Raw genomic sequence first — 25,376 nt, forward strand, 5'->3', positions numbered from 1 at the left:
AGCTCGCTCCCACATAGCCCCGGATTATCCTGAAAGTCCCCGAGTCCGTGGGAGTGAGCTTGCTCACGAAGAGGCCTGTGCAGCCTCTGAAAATCTACTGATCCATCAAGTCTGTGCTATCAGAACAAATCGATCGGCGCTGACTCATCTGCCGGCAACGGGCTGCCCGGTGCGCTGCTGCCGCCCAGTTCGTTGACGCTTGGCGGTGTGTCTTCGCTTTTGAACAACTCGAAGAATGCGTTCGGCGTGCTTGGCGTGGCGGCGCGGCCACTCAATGGGTCGACGCGCAGGCTGAGAATGCCTGGCGGTTCGGCCTGCTGATGCGGTGGCTTGTCCTTGAGCGCGGCGCTCATGTAGTCCATCCAGATCGGCAGCGAGACCGTCCCCCCGAATTCGTGACGGCCAAGGCTTTCAGGCTGATCGAAACCACTCCACACCGTCGTCACGTAGTCCGCGTTATACCCGGAGAACCAGGCATCCTTGGAATCGTTGGTGGTACCGGTCTTGCCCGCGATGTCCGGTCTGTTCATGGACAGCGCGCGGCGTCCGGTGCCGCGCTTGATCACGTCCTGCAGCATGCTGTTCAGGATGTACGTGGTGCGGCCATCGACAATGCGCTCGGCAACGGCAGGCGCCTGAGGCTGAGCGGGTGCTCCTGGCGCACCGGTGGTCACGCTCGGGCTGTCATGGACCGCAAAGGTCGACGTGTTGGGCGCGGTGTTGACGTCGTTGGCCGGAACGCTTGGCGGGTTGGCGACAAACAGGGTCTGGCCGTCACGGTTCTCGATGGTCTGGATCAGATAAGGGCTGACCTTGTAACCACCGTTGGCGAAGGTCGCCCAGCCGGTGGCGATTTCCATCGGGGTCAACGTCGCCGTACCCAGTGCCAGCGACAGGTTGCGCGGCAAGTCCTGCTTGGAGAAGCCGAAGCGGGTAATGTAGTCGATGGTGCTGTCGATGCCGAGGGCCTGGAGCAGGCGGATCGATACCAGGTTGCGAGACTTGTACAGCGCTTCGCGCAGGCGGATCGGCCCAAGGAAGGTGTTGGTGTCATTTTTCGGACGCCATACCTTGTCCAGATATTCGTCGACGAACACGATAGGCGCGTCGTTCACCAGGCTGGAAGCGGTGTAACCATTATCGAGTGCGGCACTATAGATGAACGGCTTGAAGCTCGAGCCCGGTTGGCGTTTGGCCTGCATGGCGCGGTTGTAGTTGCTCTGCTCGAACGCGAAGCCGCCGACCAGCGAGCGAATGGCACCGTTCTGCGGATCAAGCGATACCAGCGCGCTTTGCGCGACGGGAATTTGACTAAATTTCAGCGAGCCATCGTCCTGGCGCAGCAGACGGACGAGGTCGCCAACCTTTGCAACATCACCCGGCTGCTTCGGATTGGCGCCCAGGCTGTTGGTATTCAGGTAAGGCCGTGCCCACTTCATAGTGGCCCAGTCGACGGTTTCTTCCTTCTCGCCGTTGTGGGTCAGAACACGCAGACCGGTCTTGTCGACCTGCGTCACGATGCCGGGCTCAAGGCCGTTGATCGTGCGCTGTTTGGTCAGTTCCTGTACCCAGTTGACTCGGGTCATGCCCGGGAAGCGGCTTTCCGGACCACGGTAACCGTGGCGCTGGTCGTAATCGATCAAGCCCTGCTGGATGGACTTGTTGGCGTGTTCCTGAAGGTCACTAGGTACCGTCGTGGTGACGCGGAAGCCTTCTGTATAGGCCTCGCTGCCATAACGGCCGACCATTTCTGCCCGCGCCATCTCAGCGATGTACGGTGCATTCACTTCCGGCGTGGGCACGTGATAGCTGGCGTTGAGCGGCTCACTCAAAGCGGCCTGGTAAGCGGTCTGGTCGATCTTGCCCAAGCGATACATGCGGCCGAGGATCCAGTCGCGACGTTCCTTGGCGCGGGTCGGGTTGGCCAACGGGTTGAAACGTGACGGGGCCTTGGGCAGACCGGCAATCATGGCCATTTGCGCAAGGCTTACATCGCGAATCGATTTGCCATAGTAGACTTGCGCCGCCGCCTCGATCCCGTAGGCGCGGTTACCCAGATAAATCTTGTTGACGTACAGCTCGAGAATCTCGTCCTTGGTAAGTTGGCGCTCGATTTGCAAGGCCAACAGAATCTCAGTGGTTTTGCGCGAAAAGCTGCGCTCGCTGGTCAGGAAGAAGTTTTTCGCGACCTGCATGGTGATGGTACTGCCGCCTGACTGAATATGGCCGCTCTTGACCAACTGAGTGGCGGCGCGCATCAGGCTGCCCGGGTCGACGCCATAGTGGTTGGCGAAGTTGTCGTCTTCGGCCGACAGCAGTGCGTTGATGAAATTGGGCGGGATTTCCGCGAAGCGAATCGGCGTGCGGCGCATTTCACCGAACTCGGCAATCAGCTTGCCGTCGCTGGTGAACACGCGCAGGGGGATTTGCAGTTGAATGCTTCGCAGCGCATCAACGGATGGCAGGGTCGGGCTCAGGTAAAGAAACGCGCCGCTCAGGCCAAGCAACAGCGAGCAGAATACCGCGACGAGGGACCACCAGAAAAACTTCAGCAGGCGTATCAAGGCTTTTGGATTTCCAGAAAAAATAATGGGTTAAGCGCAGGCATTTACAAATGAACATGCCTTGAAGCTTTGTTAAATGAAAAAAACGCTGGGCATTATAAGCATTTTTCGTCCCCAAGCGTGATTTGCGCTACTGTCAAGGCTGTCGACAGTGACGTTGGCCCGAAATAACTCCGTAAGTGACGGAAACTCATAGGAATCAGGTTGTGTTCGAACTCTTCAGTAAGAAGGCCAACACCCTTCTAGGGATCGATATTAGCTCCACCTCGGTAAAACTCCTGGAATTGAGTCGTTCCGGCACCCGTTACAAGGTCGAGTCTTACGCAGTAGAGCCATTGCCGGCCAACGCGGTCGTCGAAAAGAACATTGCCGAACTCGAAGGGGTCGGGCAGGCGTTGTCACGCGTGCTCGTCAAGGCCAAGACCAGCGTCAAGATCGTGGCGGTTGCCGTGGCCGGTTCGGCGGTGATCACCAAGACCATCGAGATGGACGCCGGGCTTTCCGACGATGACATGGAAAACCAGCTCAAGCTTGAAGCTGACCAGTACATCCCCTATCCGCTGGAAGAAGTCGCCATCGATTTCGAAGTGCAGGGCTATTCGGTGCGCAACCCCGAGCGCGTCGAGGTGTTACTGGCTGCCTGCCGCAAGGAAAACGTCGAAGTACGCGAGGCCGCGCTGGCACTGGCCGGGCTGACCGCACGCGTCGTCGATGTCGAGGCCTACGCCCTTGAGCGTTCGTTCGGTTTGCTGGCGGCGCAACTGGGCAATGGCCACGACGAGCTGACGGTGGCCGTGGTCGATATCGGCGCCACCATGACCACCCTGAGCGTGCTGCATCATGGCCGGATCATCTATACCCGCGAGCAGCTGTTTGGTGGGCGCCAGTTGACTGACGAAATCCAGCGCCGCTACGGGCTCTCCATGGAGGAAGCCGGGCTTGCCAAGAAGCAGGGCGGCTTGCCCGACGATTACGTCAGCGAGGTGCTCGAGCCCTTCAAGGAAGCGCTGGTGCAGCAGGTTTCCCGATCCCTGCAGTTCTTCTTCGCGGCCGGTCAATACAACTCAGTGGATCACATCATGCTGGCAGGCGGCACGGCTTCGATTTCAGGGCTTGAGCATCTGATCCAGCGGCGCATCGGCACGCCGACCATGGTCGCCAACCCGTTTGCCGACATGGCACTGAGCTCCAAGGTCAATGCCGGCGCCCTGGCCAGTGATGCGCCGGCGCTGATGATCGCGTGCGGCCTGGCGTTGAGGAGCTTCGACTGATGGCGCGGATCAACTTATTACCGTGGCGCGAAGAGCTTCGCGAAGAACGAAAGAAACGCTTCCTGACCGCACTGGTCGGCGTGCTGGTGGTGTCAGTCGGCATTCTGTTTCTGATCGATCGTTACGTCAGCAATGGCATCGAGCATCAGATGGCGCGCAATGCCTTTCTGCAGGCGCAGATTGCTCAGCTCGATATCCGTATCAAGGAGATCAGTGATCTCAAGGCCCGTCGCAAACAGCTGCTCGAGCGCATGAAGATCATTCAGGACCTGCAAGGCAACCGCCCGATCACCGGACGCGTCTTCGATCAACTGGCGCGGACCCTGCCGGACGGCGTTTATTACTCGCAGGTCAAAATGACCGACAAGCTGATTGCCATCAGTGGCGCTGCCGAGTCGAACAACCGGGTTTCCGACCTGATGCGTAACCTTGAAGCCTCTGACTGGCTGGAGGCGCCGAGCCTCACCGAGGTCAAGGCCACTACGGCCGGTGCTGTGGATCAAGCCAACGTCTTTCAGCTGACCGTACGTCAGACTCAGCCCCCGGTTGCCGCTGTCCCTGCCGCAGGAGCCAAGCCATGAATATGTCCGAATGGCTGGAAGGGCTGCGCAAGGTCGATCTGAGCGAACTGGACCTGAACAACCTGGGCTCATGGCCCGCAGCGGTCAAGGCCATTGCCGGGCTGCTGGTTGCGGTCACGATTTTCGCACTGGGCTATTTCTTCTTTATCCAGGACCTGGAAACCCAGCTGGAAAGTGCCCAGAGCAGCGAGGTGACGCTCAAGGAGCAGTTCTCCAACAAGGCCTTCCAGGCGGCCAACCTCGAGCCGTACAAGAAGCAGATGGAAGAAATGGAAAACACCTTCGGCGCGCTGCTGCGGCAATTGCCCAGCGACACCGAAGTGCCCGGCCTGCTTGAGGACATCACGCGCACCGGGTTGGGAAGCGGGCTCGAGTTCGAGGAAATCAAGCTGCTGCCCGAGGCGGTCCAGCAGTTCTACATTGAGCTGCCGATACAGATCACTGTGGTCGGGGGTTATCACGACCTGGCGACCTTCGTCAGCGGCGTAGCCAGCCTGCCGCGCATCGTCACGCTGCATGATTTCGAGATCAAGCCGGTCGATCCCAAAGTGCCAACCAAATTGCGCATGAGCATTCTGGCCAAGACCTACCGCTACAACGATGAAGGGCTGAAGAAATGAGGGCGGCGCGATTGCTGTGCGTCAGTGTGGTTCTGGCAGGGCTCGCCGGTTGCGGTAATGACAATGATTTTGCCGATCTGTCTGAATTCATGGATCAGGCCAGAGCCCGCCCGAGTGGCAACGTCGAGCCGCTCCCCAAGTTTCGGCCGTATGAGGCGTTCACCTATAACGCCTCCACGCTGCGCAGTCCGTTTCAACCGCCGGTCAAGATCGACCTGCTCAACCGGCAGAAGGGTTCACGCCTGGTGGCGCCGGACGAACACCGGGTCAGGCAGTTCCTTGAAGGCTTCAATATCGAGTCGTTCGAGATGGTCGGCACGATTGGCAACGAGTCAGGGACCTTTGCCCTGCTGCGCGGTGCCGGAGGTGTTCATCGCGTCAAGGTGGGCGACTACCTGGGGCGTAACAACGGCCGGGTAGTGTCGATCGGCGACGCGCAGGTTGATGTTATCGAAATTGTTCCTGATGGAGAGGGGGCGTGGCTGGAAAGGCCGCGCACGATCGCCCTCAAAGAACGCTCATGAAGTGGGCAAGGCCAAGTATGCACAGTAGCGCTCAACGGAAATTGATCATGACCCGGATTCTCTCGATTATCGGCGTGTCGTTATGCATCGCGATGCTGTCGCCGGTTCTCCAGGCTGCCAACCTCAAGACCCTGGATGTCGCAGCCCTGCCGGGCGATCGCATCGAGCTGAAGCTGGCATTCGATGCCCCGGTGCCTGCACCGCGCGGTTACACCACGTCGCAACCGGCGCGCATTGCGCTGGATCTGCCGGGTGTTACCAGCCAGCTGGCGACCAAAAGTCGTGATCTGGGCAGCGGCAATGCGCGCAGTGTGGTTGTGGTTCAGGCTCAGGACCGCACTCGGGTGATCATCAACCTGACCACGCTTTCGCCTTACAGCTCCCGCGTCGATGGCAACAACCTGTTCGTGGTCATCGGCCAGGGTGCCGGCGCCGCGCAAGCCTCCCAGCCGACCACTGCGATGGGCGCGCAACGGGTCGCGGTGCCGCCGCCCACGCCGGCATCCGCCAGGCCGTTCATCCCCGCTGGCGTCAAGGCCATCAGGAATGTCGATTTCCAGCGTGGCGAGCTGGGTGAAGGCAATGTGGTCATCGACCTGAGCAACCCCAGCATTGCCCCGGATATTCAGGAGCAGGGCGGCAAGATCCGCGTGGACTTCGCCAAGACCCAACTGCCCGAACCGCTGCGCGTCCGCCTGGACGTCAAGGACTTCGCCACGCCGGTGCAGTTCGTCAGTGCTTCGGCGTCGGGTGACAAGGCCAGCATTCTGATCGAGCCGTCGGGCGCCTTCGACTACTCGGCGTTTCAGACCGAAAACAAGCTGACGATCAGCGTGCGTCCATTGACCAACGAGGACGTCGACCGCCGCGCCGCTGACAAACCGGCGTACACCGGTGAAAAGCTGTCGCTGAACTTCCAGGACATCGACGTGCGTTCGGTGCTGCAGCTGATTGCCGACTTCACCAACCTCAATCTGGTGGCCAGCGATACGGTCCAGGGTGGTATCACTCTGCGTCTGCAGAATGTGCCGTGGGATCAGGCGCTGGACCTGGTGCTGAAAACCAAGGGCCTGGACAAACGCAAGGTCGGCAACGTGCTGCTGGTTGCGCCAGCCGATGAAATTGCCGCCCGCGAGCGTCAGGAGCTGGAGTCGCTCAAGCAGATCGCCGAGCTGGCGCCCCTGCGCCGTGAGCTGTTGCAGGTCAATTACGCCAAGGCTGCCGACATCGCCAAGCTGTTCCAGTCCGTGACCAGTGCCGAGTCCAAGGCCGATGAGCGCGGCTCGATCACGGTGGACGACCGGACCAACAACATCATTGCCTACCAGACCCAGGAACGACTCGACGAGCTGCGTCGTATCGTTTCGCAACTGGACATCCCGGTACGCCAGGTGATGATCGAGGCGCGCATCGTCGAGGCCAACGTCGATTACAACAAGCAGCTCGGGGTTCGCTGGGGCGGCTCTACGAACACCAGCGGTAACAGAAAATGGACAACCTACGGGCTTGACAATAATGGCGACGAGGCCGGTAACACCAGCGGCAACCTGACCTCCAACGTGCCGTTCGTGGACCTGGGCGCAGCCGGCGCCACCTCGGGTATCGGCCTTGGTTTCGTGACCAACAACACGTTGCTGGACCTTGAACTGAGTGCCATGGAGAAAACCGGCAACGGTGAAATCGTCTCCCAGCCCAAGGTGGTCACTTCCGACAAGGAAACCGCCAAGATCCTCAAGGGTACGGAGATCCCGTATCAGGAATCCAGCTCCAGCGGTGCGACCACCGTGAGCTTCAAGGAGGCTTCCCTGTCGCTTGAAGTGACGCCGCAGATCACGCCGGACAATCGCATCATCATGGAAGTGAAGGTCACCAAGGACGAGCCGGACTACCTGAATGCGGTGCTGGGTGTGCCGCCGATCAAGAAGAACGAGGTCAACGCCAAAGTGCTGATTTCCGACGGCGAGACCATCGTCATCGGTGGTGTGTTCTCGAATACGCAAAGTAAAGTTGTCGATAAAGTGCCATTTCTTGGCGATGTACCGTATCTTGGCCGGCTTTTCAGGCGCGATGTGGTATCTGAGTCCAAATCCGAGCTGTTGGTATTTCTGACTCCGCGTATCATGAACAACCAGGCGATTTCTGTGAGTCGTTGATTTTGTGCGAAATTTAATACTTGTGGGGCCGATGGGTGCTGGCAAGAGCACCATCGGCCGCTTGCTTGCCAAAGAATTGCGACTGCCGTTCAAGGATTCCGACAAGGAAATCGAGCTGCGTACGGGCGCCAACATTCCCTGGATCTTCGACAAGGAAGGCGAACCGGGTTTTCGTGATCGCGAGCAGGCCATGATTGCCGAACTGTGCGACGCCGATGGCGTGGTTCTGGCGACCGGCGGTGGCGCGGTCATGCGCAGCGAAAATCGCCAGGCACTGCGGGCCGGCGGGCGCGTGGTTTACTTGCACGCCTCGATCGAGCAGCAGGTGGGGCGCACCGCGCGTGATCGCAATCGTCCTTTGCTGCGTACCGCTGATCCTGCCCGTGTGCTGAGCGAACTGCTGGCCATCCGCGACCCGCTTTATCGGGAAATCGCCGATATCGTGATTGAAACCGATGAGCGGCCACCCCGAATGGTGGTTCTCGAGATACTGGCGCGACTGGCAGAGCTTCCTCCCCGTTAAAGCGCAGGCGAAAATGCGCTATTCTCGTCGCCCAGCAAAACAGCGTCGGTTCGTGGCCTTGCGTCATGACCTGCTGAAGCACAAACCGTCCAATCGGTAATCAATGTGGGGACACATGCAGACACTTAAGGTCGAGCTTGGTGAGCGTAGCTACCCGATCCATATTGGCGAAGGCCTGCTGGATCAGCCCGAGCTCCTGGCCCCGCATATCGTCGGGCGTCAGGTGGCTATCGTCTCCAATACGACAGTGGCACCGCTGTACCTGGAGCGCCTGACGCAAACCCTGGCCGGTTACAACGTTCTGCCGATTGTTCTGCCCGATGGCGAAGCATTCAAGAACTGGGAAACCCTGCAGACCATTTTCGATGGCTTGCTGACCGCCCGTCATGATCGTCGCACCACGGTCATCGCCCTGGGTGGCGGGGTGATCGGCGACATGGCCGGGTTCGCTGCCGCCTGTTATCAGCGCGGCGTGAACTTCATCCAGATCCCGACCACACTGCTGTCTCAGGTGGATTCGTCGGTTGGCGGCAAGACCGGCATCAACCATCCGCTGGGCAAGAACATGGTGGGTGCCTTCTATCAGCCGAGTGTGGTGCTGATCGATACCACCTCGCTCAATACCCTGCCCGAGCGTGAGCTGTCCGCCGGGCTGGCGGAAGTCATCAAATATGGCCTGATATGCGACGAGCCCTTCCTGACCTGGCTCGAAGAGCACGTCGATGCGCTGCGCGGGCTGGACCAGGCGGCGCTGACCGTAGCCATCGAACGTTCCTGCGCCGCCAAGGCGCTGGTGGTCGGCGCCGATGAGCGCGAGTCCGGTGTTCGTGCGACATTGAACCTGGGTCACACATTCGGGCACGCCATCGAGACGCATATGGGCTATGGTGTCTGGCTGCATGGCGAGGCGGTTGCTGCCGGGACAGTCATGGCGCTGGAAATGTCCTCGCGCCTGGGCTGGATCAGCACACAGGAACGGGATCGCGGCATTCGCCTGTTTCAGCGTGCCGGGCTGCCGGTCGTGCCACCGCAGGACATGACGGAAGACAATTTCCTCGAACACATGGCGATCGACAAGAAAGTCATCGACGGTCGCCTGCGTCTGGTGCTGTTGCGCCGGATGGGTGAAGCGGTTATCACAGACGAATATCCAAAAGAAGTATTACAGGCCACCCTGGTTGCGGATTATCGCGCCTTGGTGGATCAGCTCAGAGGTTAACGGAAACCCCATGACTAGTTTGCATGCCGACGAGGCCTTCCTCGGCCATTATCAGTTGAGTCATGACCCCTTTGCGGCGCGGGTACCTGGCTTCAAATTCTTTCCTGCCCAACGCAAGCCTGTGCTGGGTCAGCTTCATCATCTGGCGCGCTACAGTCAGCTGCTGCTGGCGGTAACCGGGCCTCAGGGCAGCGGCAAGACCCTGCTGCGCCAGGCACTGGTGGCAAGCACCAACAAGCAGTCTGTGCAAAGTGTCGTGATTTCTGCGCGCGGTGCCGGCGATGCCGCGGGCGTGCTGCAGCAGGTCGCGCAGGCGCTGAGCGTCGCGCAGGCTGAAATGCAGTCGATCCTGTCGCAGGTCGTGCAACTCGGGCTGACCGGCCAGGAAGTCTACTTGCTGGTTGACGATGCGGAACAACTTGGCGATTCGGCGCTCGAAGCGTTGCTGGGTCTTGCTGCGGGAACGCCTGAGGGGCGTCCGCATGTATTCCTGTTCGGAGAGCCATCGCTGCTCGATCGTCTCGATCAGATGTGTGCCGACCTGCAGGGCGATGTTGAAGGCGAACGCTTTCACGTCATCGAGCTGCAACCCTATACGGAAGAGGAAACCCGGGAGTATCTGGCTCAGCGTCTGGAGGGTGCAGGGCAGGGAATCGCGTTGTTCACCGCCGACCAGATCACCGATATTCATGAACAGTCCGATGGCTGGCCTGGCGCAATCAACCAGGTAGCCCGCGATTCAATGATCGAGGCGATGATCGCGAGTCGTTCCGCGGTCAAGCGTCCAAGTGTGGGGTTCAAAATGCCGAAAAAACACGTATTGGCCTTGGGTGCCGTTGTCATAGTGGCCGTGGCAGCAGCCGTGCTGATCCCGGGTCGCGGCGACAAGACGGGTACACCCGCCAATGCCCCGGCTTCCGCTCAGGCGCAACTGCCGCTGGGTGAAGGCAAGCCAACTGCTCAACAATCCAACAACGGCAGCCCGGCCATCGAATTCGCTGGCAATTCCCAGCCGATGCCGTTGCCGATGAATGGCAACCAGCCGGTGATGCGCGGTCCTCTGGCCGAAGCCGCCGGTTCCAGTGATTCCGACGAAGACGCCGTGCCGACAGGTTCGCCTGCCCAGCCGCCGACCGTGACCACTACTGCGCCGCCAGCCGGTGTTCCGGCAGGTCAGGCCGCAGCGCAGACGCCTCGTTCGTCCATCCCTGCACCGACCCCGGCGCCAGCTGCCAAGCCGGCACCTGCGCAAACTCAGGTCGCCACAGCCAAGCCAGCCCCGGCTCCTGCGGCCAAACCGGCTGAAAAACCGGCAGCGGCCGCGGCCAAACCGGCTGCCGGCGGTAGCTGGTACAGCAGCCAGGCACCAGGCCACTATGTGGTGCAGATTCTCGGCACCAGTTCCGAAGCGACGGCCCAGGCCTACGTTGCAGAGCAGGGTGGCGAGTATCGTTATTTCAAGAAAACCCTGCAGGGCAAGCCGCTGTACGTTGTGACGTATGGCAACTTTCCTGACCGCGCTGCCGCCCTGGCAGCCATCAAGGTATTGCCAGCCAAGGTTCAGGCTGGTAAACCTTGGCCTCGTACTGTCGCCAGCGTCCAACAAGAGCTCGGCGCCACTCGTTAAAGTCGCAGCGGCCCTACCCGGGCCGCCGCCGACCTACCTGACTTAACCCGCCTGCGCGCGCGGCCTATCGGCCCGTGCCTTGCGGCGTCTGCGTTACAAGCGCCCTGCAGTCTCCCGTCGCGTCAGTCAGATTCACGAAGAAATACTTTGACTAGCACAGCGACCCGCTTTAAAACTTTCATAATTGCGACATTGATTATCAGCCAGTCGTCGTTAAATTTGTTAGCCCTTGTGTCGCTGTGTACAATGACCTCCGTTTTGCCTGTCCGAAGCTGGCGCACGTTCGGCGTGACAGGTAATTGGTTGAATTAAAAGGAAATTTGCCTCGCATAGAGGCAGCCTGGTGAGAAAGTGTCTATGAAAGCAGGTCTGTACCAACCAGATGAATTCAAGGATAACTGCGGCTTCGGCCTGATCGCTCATATGCAGGGCGAGCCCAGTCATCACCTGTTGCAGACGGCCGTTCAGGCCCTGACCTGCATGACCCACCGTGGCGGTATCAACGCCGACGGCAAGACCGGCGACGGTTGCGGTCTGTTGATTCAGAAGCCCGATGGCTTCCTGCGTGCGATCGCCAAGCAACATTTCAACGTCGATCTGCCCCGCCAATATGCTGTGGGCATGGTGTTCCTCAATCAGGACGACGCCAGGGCCGACGCTGCGCGCGAAAACATGAACCGCGAAATCCTCGCCGAAGGCCTGGATCTGGTGGGCTGGCGTCAGGTGCCGATCGATACCAGCGTTCTGGGTCGCCTGGCGCTGGAGCGCCTGCCGAAAATCGAGCAAGTATTCATTGGTGGTGAAGGCCTGAGCGATCAGGAATTCGCCATCAAACTGTTCAGTGCGCGTCGCCGCTCGTCGGTGTCCAACGCCGCAGATACCGATCACTACATCTGCAGCTTTTCGCACAAGACCATCATTTACAAAGGCCTGATGATGCCGGCCGACCTCACGGCCTTCTTCCCGGACCTGAGCGACGAGCGTCTGCAGACCGCTATCTGCGTGTTCCACCAGCGCTTCTCCACCAATACCTTGCCGAAATGGCCGCTGGCGCAGCCGTTCCGCTTCCTCGCCCACAACGGCGAGATCAACACCATTACCGGCAACCGCAACTGGGCACAGGCGCGGCGCACCAAGTTCACCAACGATCTGATGGATCTGGACGAACTGGGCCCGCTGGTCAACCGCGTGGGTTCTGACTCGTCGAGCATGGACAACATGCTTGAGCTGATGGTCACCGGCGGCATCGATCTGTTCCGTGGCGTGCGCATGATCATTCCGCCTGCGTGGCAGAACGTCGAGACCATGGACCCGGACCTGCGGGCGTTCTATGAGTACAACTCCATGCACATGGAGCCGTGGGACGGCCCTGCGGGCGTGGTCATGACCGAAGGTCGTCATGCGGTCTGCCTGCTCGACCGCAACGGCCTGCGCCCGGCGCGCTGGGTCACGACCAAGAACGGCTACATCACCCTCGCATCGGAAATCGGCGTGTGGGATTACAAACCCGAAGATGTCATCGCCAAGGGCCGTGTCGGTCCGGGGCAGATCTTTGCCGTGGACACCGAAACCGGTCAGATCCTCGACACCGATGCTATCGACAACCGCCTCAAGTCGCGTCATCCGTACAAGCAATGGCTGCGCAAGAATGCCCTGCGCATTCAGGCGACCATGGAAGACAATGACCACGGTTCGGCTTTTTACGACAGCGAGCAGCTCAAGCAGTACATGAAGATGTATCAGGTCACGTTCGAAGAGCGTGATCAGGTGCTGCGTCCGCTGGGCGAGCAGGGTCAGGAAGCCGTAGGCTCGATGGGTGACGACACGCCAATGGCCGTGCTGTCGCGTCGTGTGCGTTCGCCTTACGATTACTTCCGTCAGCAGTTCGCGCAGGTGACCAACCCGCCGATCGACCCGCTGCGTGAAGCCATTGTCATGTCGCTGGAGATCTGCCTTGGTGCCGAGCGCAATATCTTCCAGGAGTCGCCGGAGCACGCCTCGCGCGTGATCCTCAGCTCGCCGGTCATTTCGCCAGCCAAATGGCGCTCGCTGATGAACCTGGAGCGTCCAGGGTTCGAGCGCCATATCATTGACCTGAACTACGATGAAAGCCTGGGCCTTGAAGCCGCTGTGCGCAGCGTTGCCGATCAGGCCGAAGAAGCCGTGCGTGCCGGTCATACGCTGATCGTGCTGAGCGACCGACACATTGCGCCGGGCAAGCTGCCGGTGCACGCCTCTCTGGCGGTCGGCGCGGTTCACCACCGTCTGACCGAGCGGGGTCTGCGCTGCGACAGCAACATTCTGGTCGAAACCGCGACGGCGCGTGACCCGCACCATTTCGCCGTGCTGATCGGCTTCGGCGCCTCGGCGGTCTATCCGTTCCTGGCCTACGAAGTGCTGGGCGACCTGATCCGTACCGGCGAAGTACTGGGCGATCTGTACGAAGTCTTCAAGAACTACCGCAAAGGCATCACCAAGGGCCTGCTCAAGATCCTCTCGAAGATGGGCATCTCGACCGTTGCGTCCTACCGTGGCGCGCAGTTGTTCGAAGCCATTGGCCTGTCCGAGGAAGTCTGCGACCTCAGCTTCCGCGGTGTACCGAGCCGCCTGAAGGGCGCGCGCTTCGTCGACATCGAAGCCGAACAGAAGGCGCTGGCTGCCGAAGCCTGGAGCCCGCGCAAGCCGATCCAGCAAGGCGGCCTGCTCAAGTTCGTGTTTGGTGGTGAGTACCACGCCTACAACCCGGACGTGGTCAGCACCCTGCAGGCCGCCGTGCAGCAGGGCGACTACAGCAAGTTCAAGGAATACACCTCACTGGTGGACCAGCGTCCGGTGTCGATGATTCGTGACCTGCTGCAGGTCAGGACAATCGATCAGCCGCTGAACATCGACGAAATCGAGCCGCTGAGCGAAATCTTCAAGCGCTTCGACTCGGCCGGTATTTCTCTGGGCGCTTTGTCGCCCGAGGCCCACGAAGCGTTGGCCGAGGCGATGAACCGTCTGGGCGCGCGCTCCAACTCCGGTGAGGGTGGCGAAGACCCGGCCCGTTACGGCACGGTCCGCAGTTCCAAGATCAAGCAGATCGCGACGGGCCGCTTTGGCGTGACGCCCGAGTATCTGGTCAATGCCGATGTGCTGCAGATCAAGGTCGCGCAGGGCGCCAAGCCGGGCGAGGGCGGGCAACTGCCGGGCGGCAAGGTCAATGGCCTGATCGCCAAGCTGCGTTATGCAGTACCGGGCGTGACGCTGATTTCGCCGCCTCCACACCACGACATCTATTCCATCGAAGACTTGTCGCAGCTGATTTTTGACCTGAAACAGGTCAACCCGGCGGCGCTGGTCTCGGTAAAGCTGGTGGCAGAAGCGGGCGTCGGCACCATTGCCGCCGGTGTCGCCAAGGCCTATGCCGACCTGATCACCATTTCCGGTTACGACGGTGGCACCGGCGCATCGCCGCTGACCTCGATCAAATACGCCGGTGCGCCGTGGGAGCTTGGGCTGGCCGAAACCCACCAGACCCTGCGTGGCAACGACCTGCGCGGCAAGGTTCGGGTACAAACCGACGGTGGTCTGAAAACCGGCCTGGACGTGATCAAGGCTGCCATCCTCGGGGCCGAAAGCTTCGGCTTCGGCACCGCGCCGATGATCGCGCTGGGCTGCAAATACCTGCGTATCTGCCACCTGAACAACTGCGCCACCGGCGTAGCGACCCAGAACGAAAAGCTGCGCAAGGACCATTACATCGGCACCGTCGACATGGTGATCAACTTCTTCACCTACGTGGCGGAAGAAACCCGCGAGTGGCTGGCCAAGCTGGGTGTTCGCTCACTGGAAGAGCTGATCGGCCGCACCGACCTGCTGGACATCCTGCCGGGCGAAACCGAGAAGCAGCAGCATCTGGACCTGACACCGTTGCTGGGCAGCGACCACATTCCGGCCGACAAGCCTCAGTTCAGCCAGGTGGATCGCAACCCGCCGTTCGACAAAGGCTTGCTGGCCGAGAAGATGGTGGAGATGGCCAAGCCGGCCATCGAGTCGCTCAGCGGTGGCGACTACGAACTGGATATCTGCAACTGCGACCGTTCGATCGGCGCGCGCATCTCTGGCGAAATCGCCAGACTGCACGGCAATCAGGGCATGAACAAGGCACCTGTCACCTTCCGCTTCAAGGGCACTGCCGGTCAGAGCTTCGGGGTGTGGAACGCCGGTGGCCTGAACATGTATCTGGAAGGCGATGCCAACGACTACGTCGGCAAGGGCATGACCGCTGGCAAGCTGGTAATCGTGCCGCCCAAGGGCAGCCCGTTCAAGACCAACGAAAGTGCGATTATCGGCAACACCTGCCTGTACGGCGCAACCGGCGGCAAGCTGTTTGCGGCAGGTACGGCAGGCGAGCGTTTCGCCGTGCGTAACTCCGGTGCTCATACTGTCGTTGAAGGCACTGGCGATCATTGCTGCGAATACATGACGGGTGGTTTCGTCTGCGTACTGGGCAAGACCGGCTACAACTTCGGTTCCGGCATGACCGGCGGTTTCGCCTACGTGCTCGACCTGGACAACACCTTCGTTGACCTCGTTAACCATGAACTGGTCGAGATACAGCGTATCAGCGGCGAATCGATGGAGGCTTACCGCACTCACCTGCAAAGCGTCCTGAATGAGTACGTCGCGGAAACCGACAGCGAATGGGGCCGCAATATCGCGGAAAACCTGGACGACTACCTGCGTCGTTTCTGGCTGGTCAAGCCCAAGGCTGCCAACCTGAAATCGCTGCTGTCCAGCACTCGGGCGAATCCGCAGTAAAAGCAGCTGCTAGCGGTTAGCTTCAAGCCGCAAGTTTGCCACCCTGTGAATTGAACTGAATTGATTTCTTGCAGCTTGAAGCTTGTCGCTTGAAGCTGCCGCAAAGAGGCTCCAGAGAATGGCTGAACGTCTCAGTAACGACTTCCAGTTCATCGACGTCGGACGTAAAGACCCGAAGAAGAAACTGCTGCGTCAACGCAAGAAAGAGTTCGTGGAAATCTACGAGCCTTTCAAGCCCCAGCAGTCTGCCGATCAAGCGCACCGCTGCCTGGGCTGCGGCAACCCGTATTGCGAATGGAAGTGCCCGGTGCACAACTTCATTCCCAACTGGCTCAAGCTGGTCGCCGAGGGCAATATCCTCGCGGCTGCGGAATTGTCGCACCAGACCAACACCCTGCCGGAAGTCTGCGGCCGTGTGTGCCCGCAGGATCGCCTGTGTGAAGGTGCCTGCACACTGAACGACGGTTTTGGTGCGGTAACTATCGGTTCGGTCGAGAAGTACATCACCGATACTGCCTTTGCCATGGGCTGGCGTCCGGACATGTCCAAGGTCGTGCCGACCGGCAAGCGCGTCGCGATCATCGGCGCGGGGCCTGCGGGCCTGGGCTGTGCCGACGTGCTGGTGCGCGGCGGCGTGACCCCGGTGGTGTTCGACAAGAACCCGGAAATCGGCGGTCTGCTGACCTTCGGCATCCCGGAATTCAAGCTGGAGAAATCCGTGCTGAGCCATCGCCGTGAAGTGTTCACCGGCATGGGTATCGAATTCCGTCTCAACACCGAAGTCGGCAAGGATGTCACCATCGATCAACTGCTCGCCGAGTACGATGCGGTGTTCATGGGCATGGGCACCTACACCTACATGAAAGGCGGCTTCCCCGGTGAGGATCTGCCCGGCGTGCACGATGCGCTCGACTTCCTGATCGCCAACGTCAATCGCAACCTGGGTTTTGAAAAGGCGCCGGAAGACTTTGTCGACATGAAGGGCAAGCGGGTCGTGGTTCTGGGCGGTGGCGACACGGCGATGGACTGCAACCGCACCTCGATCCGCCAGGGCGCCAAGTCAGTGACCTGCGCCTACCGTCGCGACGAAGAAAACATGCCTGGCTCGCGCAAGGAAGTGAAAAACGCCAAGGAAGAAGGCGTGAGGTTCCTCTACAACCGTCAGCCTATCGCCATCATTGGCGAGGGCAAGGTTGAAGGCGTGAAAGTGGTCGAGACGCGCCTGGGCGAACCGGATGCCCGTGGTCGTCGCAGTCCCGAACCGATTCCGGGCTCCGAAGAGATCATCCCGGCAGAAGCCGTGGTCATCGCCTTCGGCTTCCGCCCAAGCCCGGCGCCCTGGTTCGAGCAGTTCACCATCAGCACCGACAGCCAGGGCCGCGTCGTGGCCCCGGAACAGGCGCAGTACAAGCACCAGACCAGCAACCCGAAGATCTTCGCGGGTGGCGACATGGTGCGCGGCTCCGACCTGGTGGTGACCGCTATCTTCGAAGGCCGTAATGCGGCTGAAGGGATTCTGGATTACCTGGGCGTCTGAGCCTTGTGTTGCCAGAGCGTGCCGCTACTCAGGCGCGCTCTGGCAACAAGCGTCTACCCATCACGGGTAATTTACCGATTTCTCTGACATCCCTTCTGCCCCCTCCTTCCTAAGCTTGGTGTAACTCGCTCAAGACGAGCGTTTTATCAACCAGGGAAGGACATCATGAACAATCAGTTTGGTTTCTGTCTCGCGCTCTCGATAGCGCCCTGCACATTTGCCAGCCAGGCGTACGCCAACTTCGATGGACCGGTTTTCGGTTCGATCATCGAAAACAAGGCGGTTTACTTTGAGTCCAGTGTCGAGCTCCAGCGACGCATGAGCGCAGGCAGCCTGACCTCTGCCGGGCTGGTGACAGACCTGCTCCAGCGCATCGAAGTGCTGAACAAAAATGGCCCGGCGCTTAACGCCCTCATTGAAATCAACCCCGACGCTCTGCAGATAGCCGCGCAACTGGACGGGGAGCGTTCCCGTGGGGAGCAACGTGGGCCGCTGCATGGCATCCCCATCGTGATAAAAGACAATCTCGATACGGCCGACAGGATGCAGACGACTGCGGGTGCGCTCGCTATGGTCGGGGCGCCTGCGCCCCACGATGCTTTCGTGGTGCAGCGGCTTCGCGAGGCCGGCGCGATCATCATCGGCAAAGCCAATCTCAGCGAATGGGCGCATTTTCGTGGGTACGAGGTGCCGAGCGGTTGGAGTAGTCGCGGCGGGCAGACGCGTCATCCCTATGACTTGAACGCTGATCCGCTCGGCTCCAGCTCCGGTTCGGCAGTGGGCCTTGCGGCTGGATTTTCACCCTTGGCGGTGGGCACCGAGACCAATGGGTCGATCATCCAGCCTGCCGCCACGAGTGGTGTGATAGGGCTGAGGCCTACGCTGGGTCTGCTCAGCCGTACCGGCATGATTCCGCTCTCCAGTCGTCAGGACACCCCCGGGCCCATGGCGCGAACGGTCACGGATACCGCCATCCTGCTGACGGCGATGAGCGGCACCGACCCTCTCGACGACGCCACCGCCCAAGCCACTGCTAACACCGTGAACTATGTCGATCAGCTCAGAACGGACGCGTTGAATGGCAAGCGCCTGGGCTATTCGAGCCGCACCCATGACGGCATGCTGATGGACGACGATCCTGAATTCCAAAAGGTGAAGAGTCGTTTGAGTTCCGCCGGGGCGATACTGGTTCCAGTCGACGTTCCGTCGATTGATAGCACCCCGGAGTATCGAGTGCTGCTGCATGACTTCAAGCGTGAGCTTAACGCTTACTTGAGCACACGCACCGGGCTGGGTGTCAGCACGCTGGATGACATCATCGCATTCAACACCGCGTCGGATGGGGCGCAAGCCTATGACCAGGATTTAATGATCGACTCCTCGGGCGCGACTCTCGATCAGGAGGATTACCTGTCCATTGCAACCAGTCTGCGCACTGCCCATCGGCAATTGATCGATGGGCTCCTGCAACAGCACGCGCTTGACGCGCTGATTGACTGGTCAGAGGTTTCGTTCAAAGCGGTTGGCGCAATCGCGGGTTATCCGGGAATAACCGTGCCCGTCGGGTTCGAAGAGAATGGCCTGCCAAGAGGGTTATATTTTCTCTCCACTGCCTGGGATGAAGCTGATTTGCTGAGCTATGCCTACGCACTTGAACAGGCGCTTGCAGCATCTGCAGCTTCGGGGCATTCGGGTATCAGTCAGGATAATTGATTCCATATTCCAGCGTGGCCAAGGTCAGGCCTGGATTGGGGGGGCTGGGAAAACGGTTTCGTGACGTTTTGAAATAACCTGATCCCGGTATTGAAAAGCGCTTTTCATTAAGTTTCGCCGCCCTGCCACAGGCGGTGTATCAAGGTTTCAATCCCTCTTTTGAATGCCGATCAAAGCCTGTTGCGGTGTAGGTGACAGGTGATTGTTTACAGCTGTTTTCCGCCCCCTTTACCGACGCCTGAAAAGGATTACGCTCCTGATCCTCATCGGGAGCTCATCGTCTTGGATACTCCCTCCATCCATGTTGCTATAAGGAAATAGCTATGTTGAACGCAGCACCCATGGGCAAGCTTGCGCGCTCCACTGAACAGCAATCTCTCGGCCCGGACAGGTTCACGCCCAGTAGCGTTGCCGTCCGCGAACACCGCAACCGGGAACGGGCAGACCGGATAATCGACCAGTTCGTCGAGCGCTTCACAGAGAAAGACTTTTTCCCGGATGACGGCGATGAGGCTTTGTTTGCCTTACTGGTTCAGTTGCCTGAATGGCCTGCAGACCTGTCGATCCGGATTCACAACGAGAACGACGAAGTCCTCGCGATTTTTTTGAAAGGCAACGATGAAAGCGTCGTTCAGAACAGTGTTGTCCTGATGCAGAACGCTGATGCTTATATCGTTCCGGATAATATTCCGGTCGCCGATGACGAGCCATTGCTGCGTTGGGTGTTCAGTCAGTTGCCGGTAGGTTCCAAGGTCGGAATGGGCGGCAACTTTCCCGGTAGTCACAGTGATAGCGGACGAATCGTCACCCTGCGCGAGCAAATAGCGGGGCTGGCAAATGACCAGAGGCCGCTGTTATTCGATGCACTTGTGGCGGCCGGTGAGGGCGCCTCGAAGGTTCAGCTGGATACCCGCACACGAAATCCCTTCCTGCCCCTGTGGATTCGTCAGCAGACTCTGCTTTCCGCTGCTCTGAGCGAACTGTGCGCTTTATACCCACAGGTTCCCGTCGGACGTCTTGAAGAGCTGCTGGAGCAGTTGCCGCTGACAGTGCAGGACGACGCTGACTTTCTGGATAATGGTGGTCTGCCAGACTCTTTCGACGAGGCCTTGAACATTTCTGTGCAGGAATGGAGCAGCAGTCTGGCTATCGACGGCCTGTCGCGAACACGGAGCTTCAACGCCTGCACCGATGAGCTGGCCCGCAAGATCACAAGCGAATTGCTGGCTGCTGAATCGGGGCGAGCGTTGCTGATCTTCGAGCCCGGCGATAGCGAGTCCTTCCCGGCAGACCCTGACGATACCCGTATCGTTTTGCGGCATGACGGCTACGGTAATTACAGTGCACGGGACGCCGAGAACGGTGAGTTTGTCTCATTCAAGCCGGGTACCGACAGCTTCTATCTCGCGATCGGTTCGCAATTGAAAACCGAAGAGCGTTCTGCGCTGGGCATGCAGTTCGAGCAGGATGTGAAAGGGATTCGCGACGTTCTGACCCGGCGTGCCATTGAGAAAAATCGCGGTTGGTTTGACCCTGAGCAACCCACTGAAATCGAAAGCGATTGTCTGCCTGACTGGTTCGCGAACGCGACCGATGTCGAAAAACAGCGCTGGCAAGTGGCGGTGCAGGACTACAGTCAGGCCTTGCTCGAAGCCCAGGCACCTGACCTGCTGGATCCTTCCATTTACGGACAGCCGGACCGGTTGCGTCACTACGCCCGGGCGAGGCTACAAGAGCGAATTTTGCTCGACCACGGTATGACAGTGGATCCTGACCTTATCACCGTCCATACCATCAGCGTCGAGATTGATCCGGGTGTCGGCATTGATATCGATTACGAATATGTCGGCCCTTCCGAGCTGGAGCCGCATTACGAAACTCAAGAGCGCAGCCTTACAGATCTGTCGCTGGAAAACATTGCCTTCACCAATATCAACTTTCTACTCACCAGTCGCGCGTTTGACGATCAAGGGCAATTGGTCCGTTTCCTCAACGCTGGTTATCTGTTTGGCCTGATTCGTGATCTGAACATTGGTGAGAGTTACTCCAGATACCTCAGCACGGTTCTGTCCACGTCGGCGGCAGGACAATGGCACTGTGAGCGTTATGCACGCGTCATGCGCGCACAAATGCGCCTCGACGCGATCGAGGCGAAGATGGCGGGCGACTTTCTGGGCGATGGCGGGCTTCCTCCCGAGCTGGCGAACAGAGGCTACAAATGGGTTGCCGCGGTGCTTGATCATCCAACTGACAGTGATGATCGCGCAATGGTGGAGGGGCATCGCATTCAGGTCAGCCAGTTACTCATCAATGGTGTTTCATTGAGTGGTGTATTGGTGATCGGCACAGAGTCGCGCTCCAGCGTCGCCACGCTGATGGTCTTTACCCCGCAGGCTCCTGACGGAATATGCTTTCGGGAGATGAGCAATTCGCAGGAGTTTCGGCAGCGGATCCTGCTTGAGCCCGATTTTCTGGACTATCTGGTGGGCAAGGCACCTTTGGCCGCCCAGGCCGATGTCAGGCATGTGCTGACCGCTGGCCGTGACACGCTGTTCATGGATCTGCAGCCGTGTACCGGGAATTTTCTCGAGGCGGTCTATGAGTCTGAAGTCGCTCGGGTGATTTCTGCCGTCGATGAACAGACCAATACCAACTGGGAAACCTACTGGGAAAGTGCCTGGGAAATCACCAAAGTCGTTGGCGACATCGTCCTCATCTTCACGCCTTTCAAAGTGCAGTTGCCGATCGCTGCCCTTCGCAGTTTTTACGCCATCTGGCAGGGCGTTGGGAAGAAGTCCAGCGAACAGGGTATCGCTCCGTTGTATTTCGTTCAGGCGGCGCTGTTGTTGGCCGATGCACTGACGCTGTCAAAAGGACGGCGGGTCAGGACGTCTTCTGCGGCAAAGACAGGCCGCTCTGTGCTCGACCCGAAAACAGCCGTATCCAAAACGCCTGTCGGTTTGAAAATGCGTGACGACGGGATTTACCGGGGCATCCATGAGAAAGCTCAAGAGGGTGTGCCGAGCCGCTTTTATGCCGTGCAACAGGAAAAAGCCTATGCCGTCACATATGACTCCGACTCGGCAGCGTGGCGGGTTATCGATTCGCGGCGGCCAGATGCTTACTACCAACTGCCGATCCAGCTTGACGATCAAGGTGTCTGGGTGCATGCGTCGACCGGTTTGCGCGGCGGTGGCAGACACCGCATAACCAAACTGCCCATGGAATCAGCAGGCGGTGCCGGTACGCCGGGCAAGAGCGCTGGAAAGCTCAGGTACAAAATACACATGAATGATTTTTTCGACACTGCCGAGTTCAAAGCGGCGTATGAGCATATACAGGCCAAGGATCTGGAAGCCTCAGTCAAGAATGCTGTTGAGAAGTACGTTCTTGATGGCGCTGCTCACCTGCATAAATGGAAGCCCACTGCAAAAAATAAACTGGATAAAAACGGAAAGTTTTATTTCCTGGACCTGACTTCCATTGGCGATAGCACTGGGAGAGGGGATTGGCGTCTGGGGCTCAAGCGGGTGGAAAAAGGCATGCTTGAGCCTTTCGATATCGTCAACCATAAGAACATGTGAGAGAAATCGGCCGGTTCTGAAGGCGCATGACCCTGTATAACGACAGCAAATCGCCTCGATAGACAAAAGGCACGGCTCCCGCCGTGCCTTTTGCGTCGAGCTCTGAGAAAATGCCGGCACTTTTATTGCGGATGCCGACATGACTGCCCTGAAGAACGACCGTTTCCTTCGCGCTTTGCTCAAGCAACCCGTAGACGTCACGCCGGTATGGATGATGCGTCAGGCAGGTCGTTACCTGCCGGAGTACCGCGCCAGCCGCGCCAGTGCCGGGGACTTCATGAGCCTGTGCAAGAACCCGCAGTTCGCCTGTGAAGTCACCATGCAGCCGCTGGATCGCTACCCGCTGGACGCAGCGATTCTGTTTTCCGACATCCTGACCATTCCCGATGCGATGGGCCAGGGGCTGTACTTTGAAACCGGCGAAGGTCCGCGCTTCAGGAAAACCGTCAGCACGCTGGCCGACATCGAAGCGTTGCCGATCCCTGATGCACAGCAGGATCTGGGTTACGTGATGGATGCGGTCAGCACCATTCGCCGCGAACTCAACGGTCGTGTACCGCTGATCGGTTTCGCTGGCAGCCCGTGGACGTTGGCGACCTACATGGTCGAGGGCGGTTCGTCGAAGGACTTCCGCAAATCCAAGGCCATGCTTTACGACAACCCGCAAGCCATGCACCTGCTGCTCGACAAGCTGGCGCAGTCAGTGACGTCCTACCTCAATGGCCAGATCCTGGCCGGTGCGCAGGCCGTGCAGATCTTCGACAGCTGGGGCGGCAGCCTGTCTTCGGCGGCGTATCAGGAGTTCTCGCTGGCCTACATGCGCAAGATCGTCAACGGCCTGATTCGCGAAAACGACGGGCGCAAGGTGCCAGTGATCGTGTTCACCAAAGGCGGCGGCCTGTGGCTGGAAAGCATTGCCGACATCGGTGCAGACACCCTCGGGCTGGACTGGACTTGCGACATCGGCGAAGCGCGTCAGCGTGTCGGCAGCAAGGTTTCGCTGCAAGGGAACATGGACCCGACCGTGCTGTACGCGCGCCCGGAAGCCATCCGCCAGGAAGTCGCGCGCATCCTTGCCAGCTACGGCAGTGGCACCGGCCACGTCTTCAACCTCGGCCACGGCATCACCCCTGAAGTCGACCCGGCCAATGCCGGTGCGTTCATCAACGCGGTACACGAGTTGTCGGCGCAGTATCACCAGTAGTTGCTGGGCTGACGATGTTGGTTTTTGAGAGCTGAACCTATGGGAGAGGAAATAGAAAAGACTATTCCTCTTGCTGATTCTCAGGGCTGATCGCTGGTCATCGGACGACGGTAGTGCTCTTAGGGACAAGGAGTGATAAATTGCCGGCAAGCAAGCCGGCAAAAATAGCCGGTTAAAAATTACCCAGCCCCTATAAGTAGGGGCATTAGGTGGGGTTTAAAACCGGCAAATGGCATTCACACCGTACATTCCCCAAGACAAAGCGCCCGATGAGTTGCAGGATCAGGTCGTCCAGATCATGCGGCTCGATGCGGCCCTCCACGCGAAAATTCCGGGCCCGCTGCGCTTGCCGATGATGAATCTGCTTCGGGTGGTGAATTCTTACTACAGCAACAAGATCGAGGGTAACTCCACGATTCCCGCCGACATTCTGCGTGCCGAGGATGCGCCTCAGGAGTTCAAGGGTGCAAAGGACCTGCAGGAGATCAAGCGTCACATTGAAGCCCAGCGTCGACTTACCGATGAGCCTATCAATCAGGTCGACGTGTGCACGAAGAGCGCTATCTCACGCATGCACCGCGAGTTCTATGTTGGCGTGCCCGAAGATATGCTGGATATTCAACTCAATGAGAAGGGCGATACCGTGCGTATGGTCCCCGGCGAATTCCGGCATCTGGGGGTTCGCGTCGGCAAGCACATCCCTCCAACCGTCGAGCAGATGCCCACATACCTCAACGATTTTGAGCGAATGTACCGCCTGGACTGGATTCACGGCCTTTCGGGCTTCTTTGCGGCTGCAGCGTCGCACCACAGGCTGATGTGGATTCACCCATTTATGGATGGCAACGGTCGCACCGGCCGCCTGTTCACGGATCAGTACCTCAAGGCAGCTGGCTTTGGTGGGTATGGTCTGTGGTCCATGAGCCGTGGATTTGCCCGCAACGTCACCGCCTACTACGAGATGCTTGGCGCCGCCGACCACCCGCGCAAAGGTGAGCTGGACGGGCGGGGTGAGCTTTCGGATAGTGGCCTGTTGCGCTGGACCCGTTTCTTCACGGAGACTGCCCTGGATCAGGTGCAATACTTCAGCGCGCAGCTTGAACCGGAAAGGCTTGGCGAGCGGATCGACGTTTATTTCGAGATGCGCAGCCGTCGCGCGCTTTCGGACAGCAAGGGCGAGACTCTTCCTGAGCTCCGTATAGAGGCCCGAGATGTCTATAAGGCGTTGCTCTACCAGGGCGATCAGCAGCGCGCTGATATTCAGGCCCGCTTGGGCGTCGGCGAGCGCACCACACGCAGTCTGTTGAGCCAGATGGCCAAAGAGGGCTTGATAACGTTGGACGGCCGCAAGCCGGTAGCCCTGAACCTATCCCGGCACTCGATCGAGTTCCTGTTTCCCTACCTCTGGTAACCCTGTACGCACCAGGGTCATCCTTCCCTTTTCAGCGCCGAC

15 protein-coding genes are annotated in these 25,376 nt (G+C 59.3%); 14 read left to right on the forward strand and 1 reads right to left on the reverse strand.

The genetic code is table 11. The features are described 5' to 3' along the window. Positions 1–119: 119 nt before the first annotated feature. Positions 120–2,561, reverse strand: coding sequence for a penicillin-binding protein 1A (locus V476_RS13045; protein WP_373365899.1), 2,442 nt, complete (start codon positions 2,559–2,561; stop codon positions 120–122). 209 nt (positions 2,562–2,770) lie between these two features. On the opposite strand from V476_RS13045, the gene V476_RS13050 reads away from it, so the two are divergent. The 14 genes from V476_RS13050 (at position 2,771) to V476_RS13115 (ending at position 25,334) form a co-directional block, all read left to right on the forward strand. Beyond that, on the forward strand, positions 2,771–3,835 hold the full coding sequence (locus tag V476_RS13050) for a pilus assembly protein PilM (RefSeq protein ID WP_003341394.1): 1,065 nt from the start codon (positions 2,771–2,773) through the stop codon (positions 3,833–3,835). Beyond that, positions 3,835–4,416: a PilN domain-containing protein gene (locus V476_RS13055; protein ID WP_024959591.1), complete on the forward strand. Its 582-nt coding sequence runs from the start codon at positions 3,835–3,837 to the stop codon at positions 4,414–4,416. The genes V476_RS13050 and V476_RS13055 overlap by 1 nt, the downstream gene beginning before the upstream one ends. Next, a complete protein-coding gene (gene pilO, locus V476_RS13060; RefSeq protein WP_003316652.1) occupies positions 4,413–5,036 on the forward strand; it encodes a type 4a pilus biogenesis protein PilO in 624 nt (207 codons plus the stop codon). Before V476_RS13055 ends, pilO begins: the two co-directional genes overlap by 4 nt. Next, entirely contained in the window at positions 5,033–5,560 is a 528-nt protein-coding gene (gene pilP / locus V476_RS13065) for a type 4a pilus biogenesis lipoprotein PilP (protein WP_003316653.1), read from the forward strand. The genes pilO and pilP overlap by 4 nt, the downstream gene beginning before the upstream one ends. A 47-nt stretch (positions 5,561–5,607) precedes the next feature. Further along, positions 5,608–7,713, forward strand: a complete 2,106-nt coding sequence (locus V476_RS13070) for a type IV pilus secretin PilQ (RefSeq protein ID WP_024959592.1) — start codon at positions 5,608–5,610, stop codon at positions 7,711–7,713. Positions 7,714–7,717: 4 nt separating this feature from the next. After that, the gene (aroK, locus tag V476_RS13075) at positions 7,718–8,236 is read left to right on the forward strand and encodes a shikimate kinase AroK (protein WP_003341387.1); all 519 of its coding nucleotides are present in this window, start codon (positions 7,718–7,720) and stop codon (positions 8,234–8,236) included. A 115-nt stretch (positions 8,237–8,351) separates the two neighbouring features. Then, the gene (aroB, locus tag V476_RS13080) at positions 8,352–9,455 is read left to right on the forward strand and encodes a 3-dehydroquinate synthase (protein ID WP_003422530.1); all 1,104 of its coding nucleotides are present in this window, start codon (positions 8,352–8,354) and stop codon (positions 9,453–9,455) included. 10 nt (positions 9,456–9,465) lie between these two features. Beyond that, positions 9,466–11,082 (forward strand): SPOR domain-containing protein, encoded by a 1,617-nt coding sequence (locus V476_RS13085; RefSeq protein WP_003316656.1) that lies wholly within the window; start codon positions 9,466–9,468, stop codon positions 11,080–11,082. Positions 11,083–11,439: 357 nt separating this feature from the next. Beyond that, complete coding sequence (gene gltB / locus V476_RS13090; RefSeq protein ID WP_024665235.1) at positions 11,440–15,885, forward strand: glutamate synthase large subunit; 4,446 nt, start codon at positions 11,440–11,442, stop codon at positions 15,883–15,885. A 118-nt stretch (positions 15,886–16,003) separates the two neighbouring features. Beyond that, complete coding sequence (locus V476_RS13095; RefSeq protein ID WP_003422526.1) at positions 16,004–17,422, forward strand: FAD-dependent oxidoreductase; 1,419 nt, start codon at positions 16,004–16,006, stop codon at positions 17,420–17,422. A gap of 165 nt (positions 17,423–17,587) precedes the next feature. After that, positions 17,588–19,135, forward strand: coding sequence for an amidase family protein (locus tag V476_RS13100; protein ID WP_024959593.1), 1,548 nt, complete (start codon positions 17,588–17,590; stop codon positions 19,133–19,135). Positions 19,136–19,458: 323 nt separating this feature from the next. Then, complete coding sequence (locus V476_RS13105) at positions 19,459–22,719, forward strand: dermonecrotic toxin domain-containing protein (RefSeq protein WP_024959594.1); 3,261 nt, start codon at positions 19,459–19,461, stop codon at positions 22,717–22,719. 139 nt (positions 22,720–22,858) lie between these two features. Further along, entirely contained in the window at positions 22,859–23,923 is a 1,065-nt protein-coding gene (hemE, locus tag V476_RS13110) for a uroporphyrinogen decarboxylase (RefSeq protein ID WP_003392301.1), read from the forward strand. 229 nt (positions 23,924–24,152) lie between these two features. Continuing rightward, entirely contained in the window at positions 24,153–25,334 is a 1,182-nt protein-coding gene (locus tag V476_RS13115) for a Fic family protein (protein ID WP_003341370.1), read from the forward strand. The last annotated feature ends 42 nt before the right edge of the window (positions 25,335–25,376 follow it).

It is taken from the genome of Pseudomonas syringae KCTC 12500, assembly GCF_000507185.2.
GTDB classification, from domain to species: Bacteria; Pseudomonadota; Gammaproteobacteria; order Pseudomonadales; family Pseudomonadaceae; genus Aquipseudomonas; species Aquipseudomonas syringae.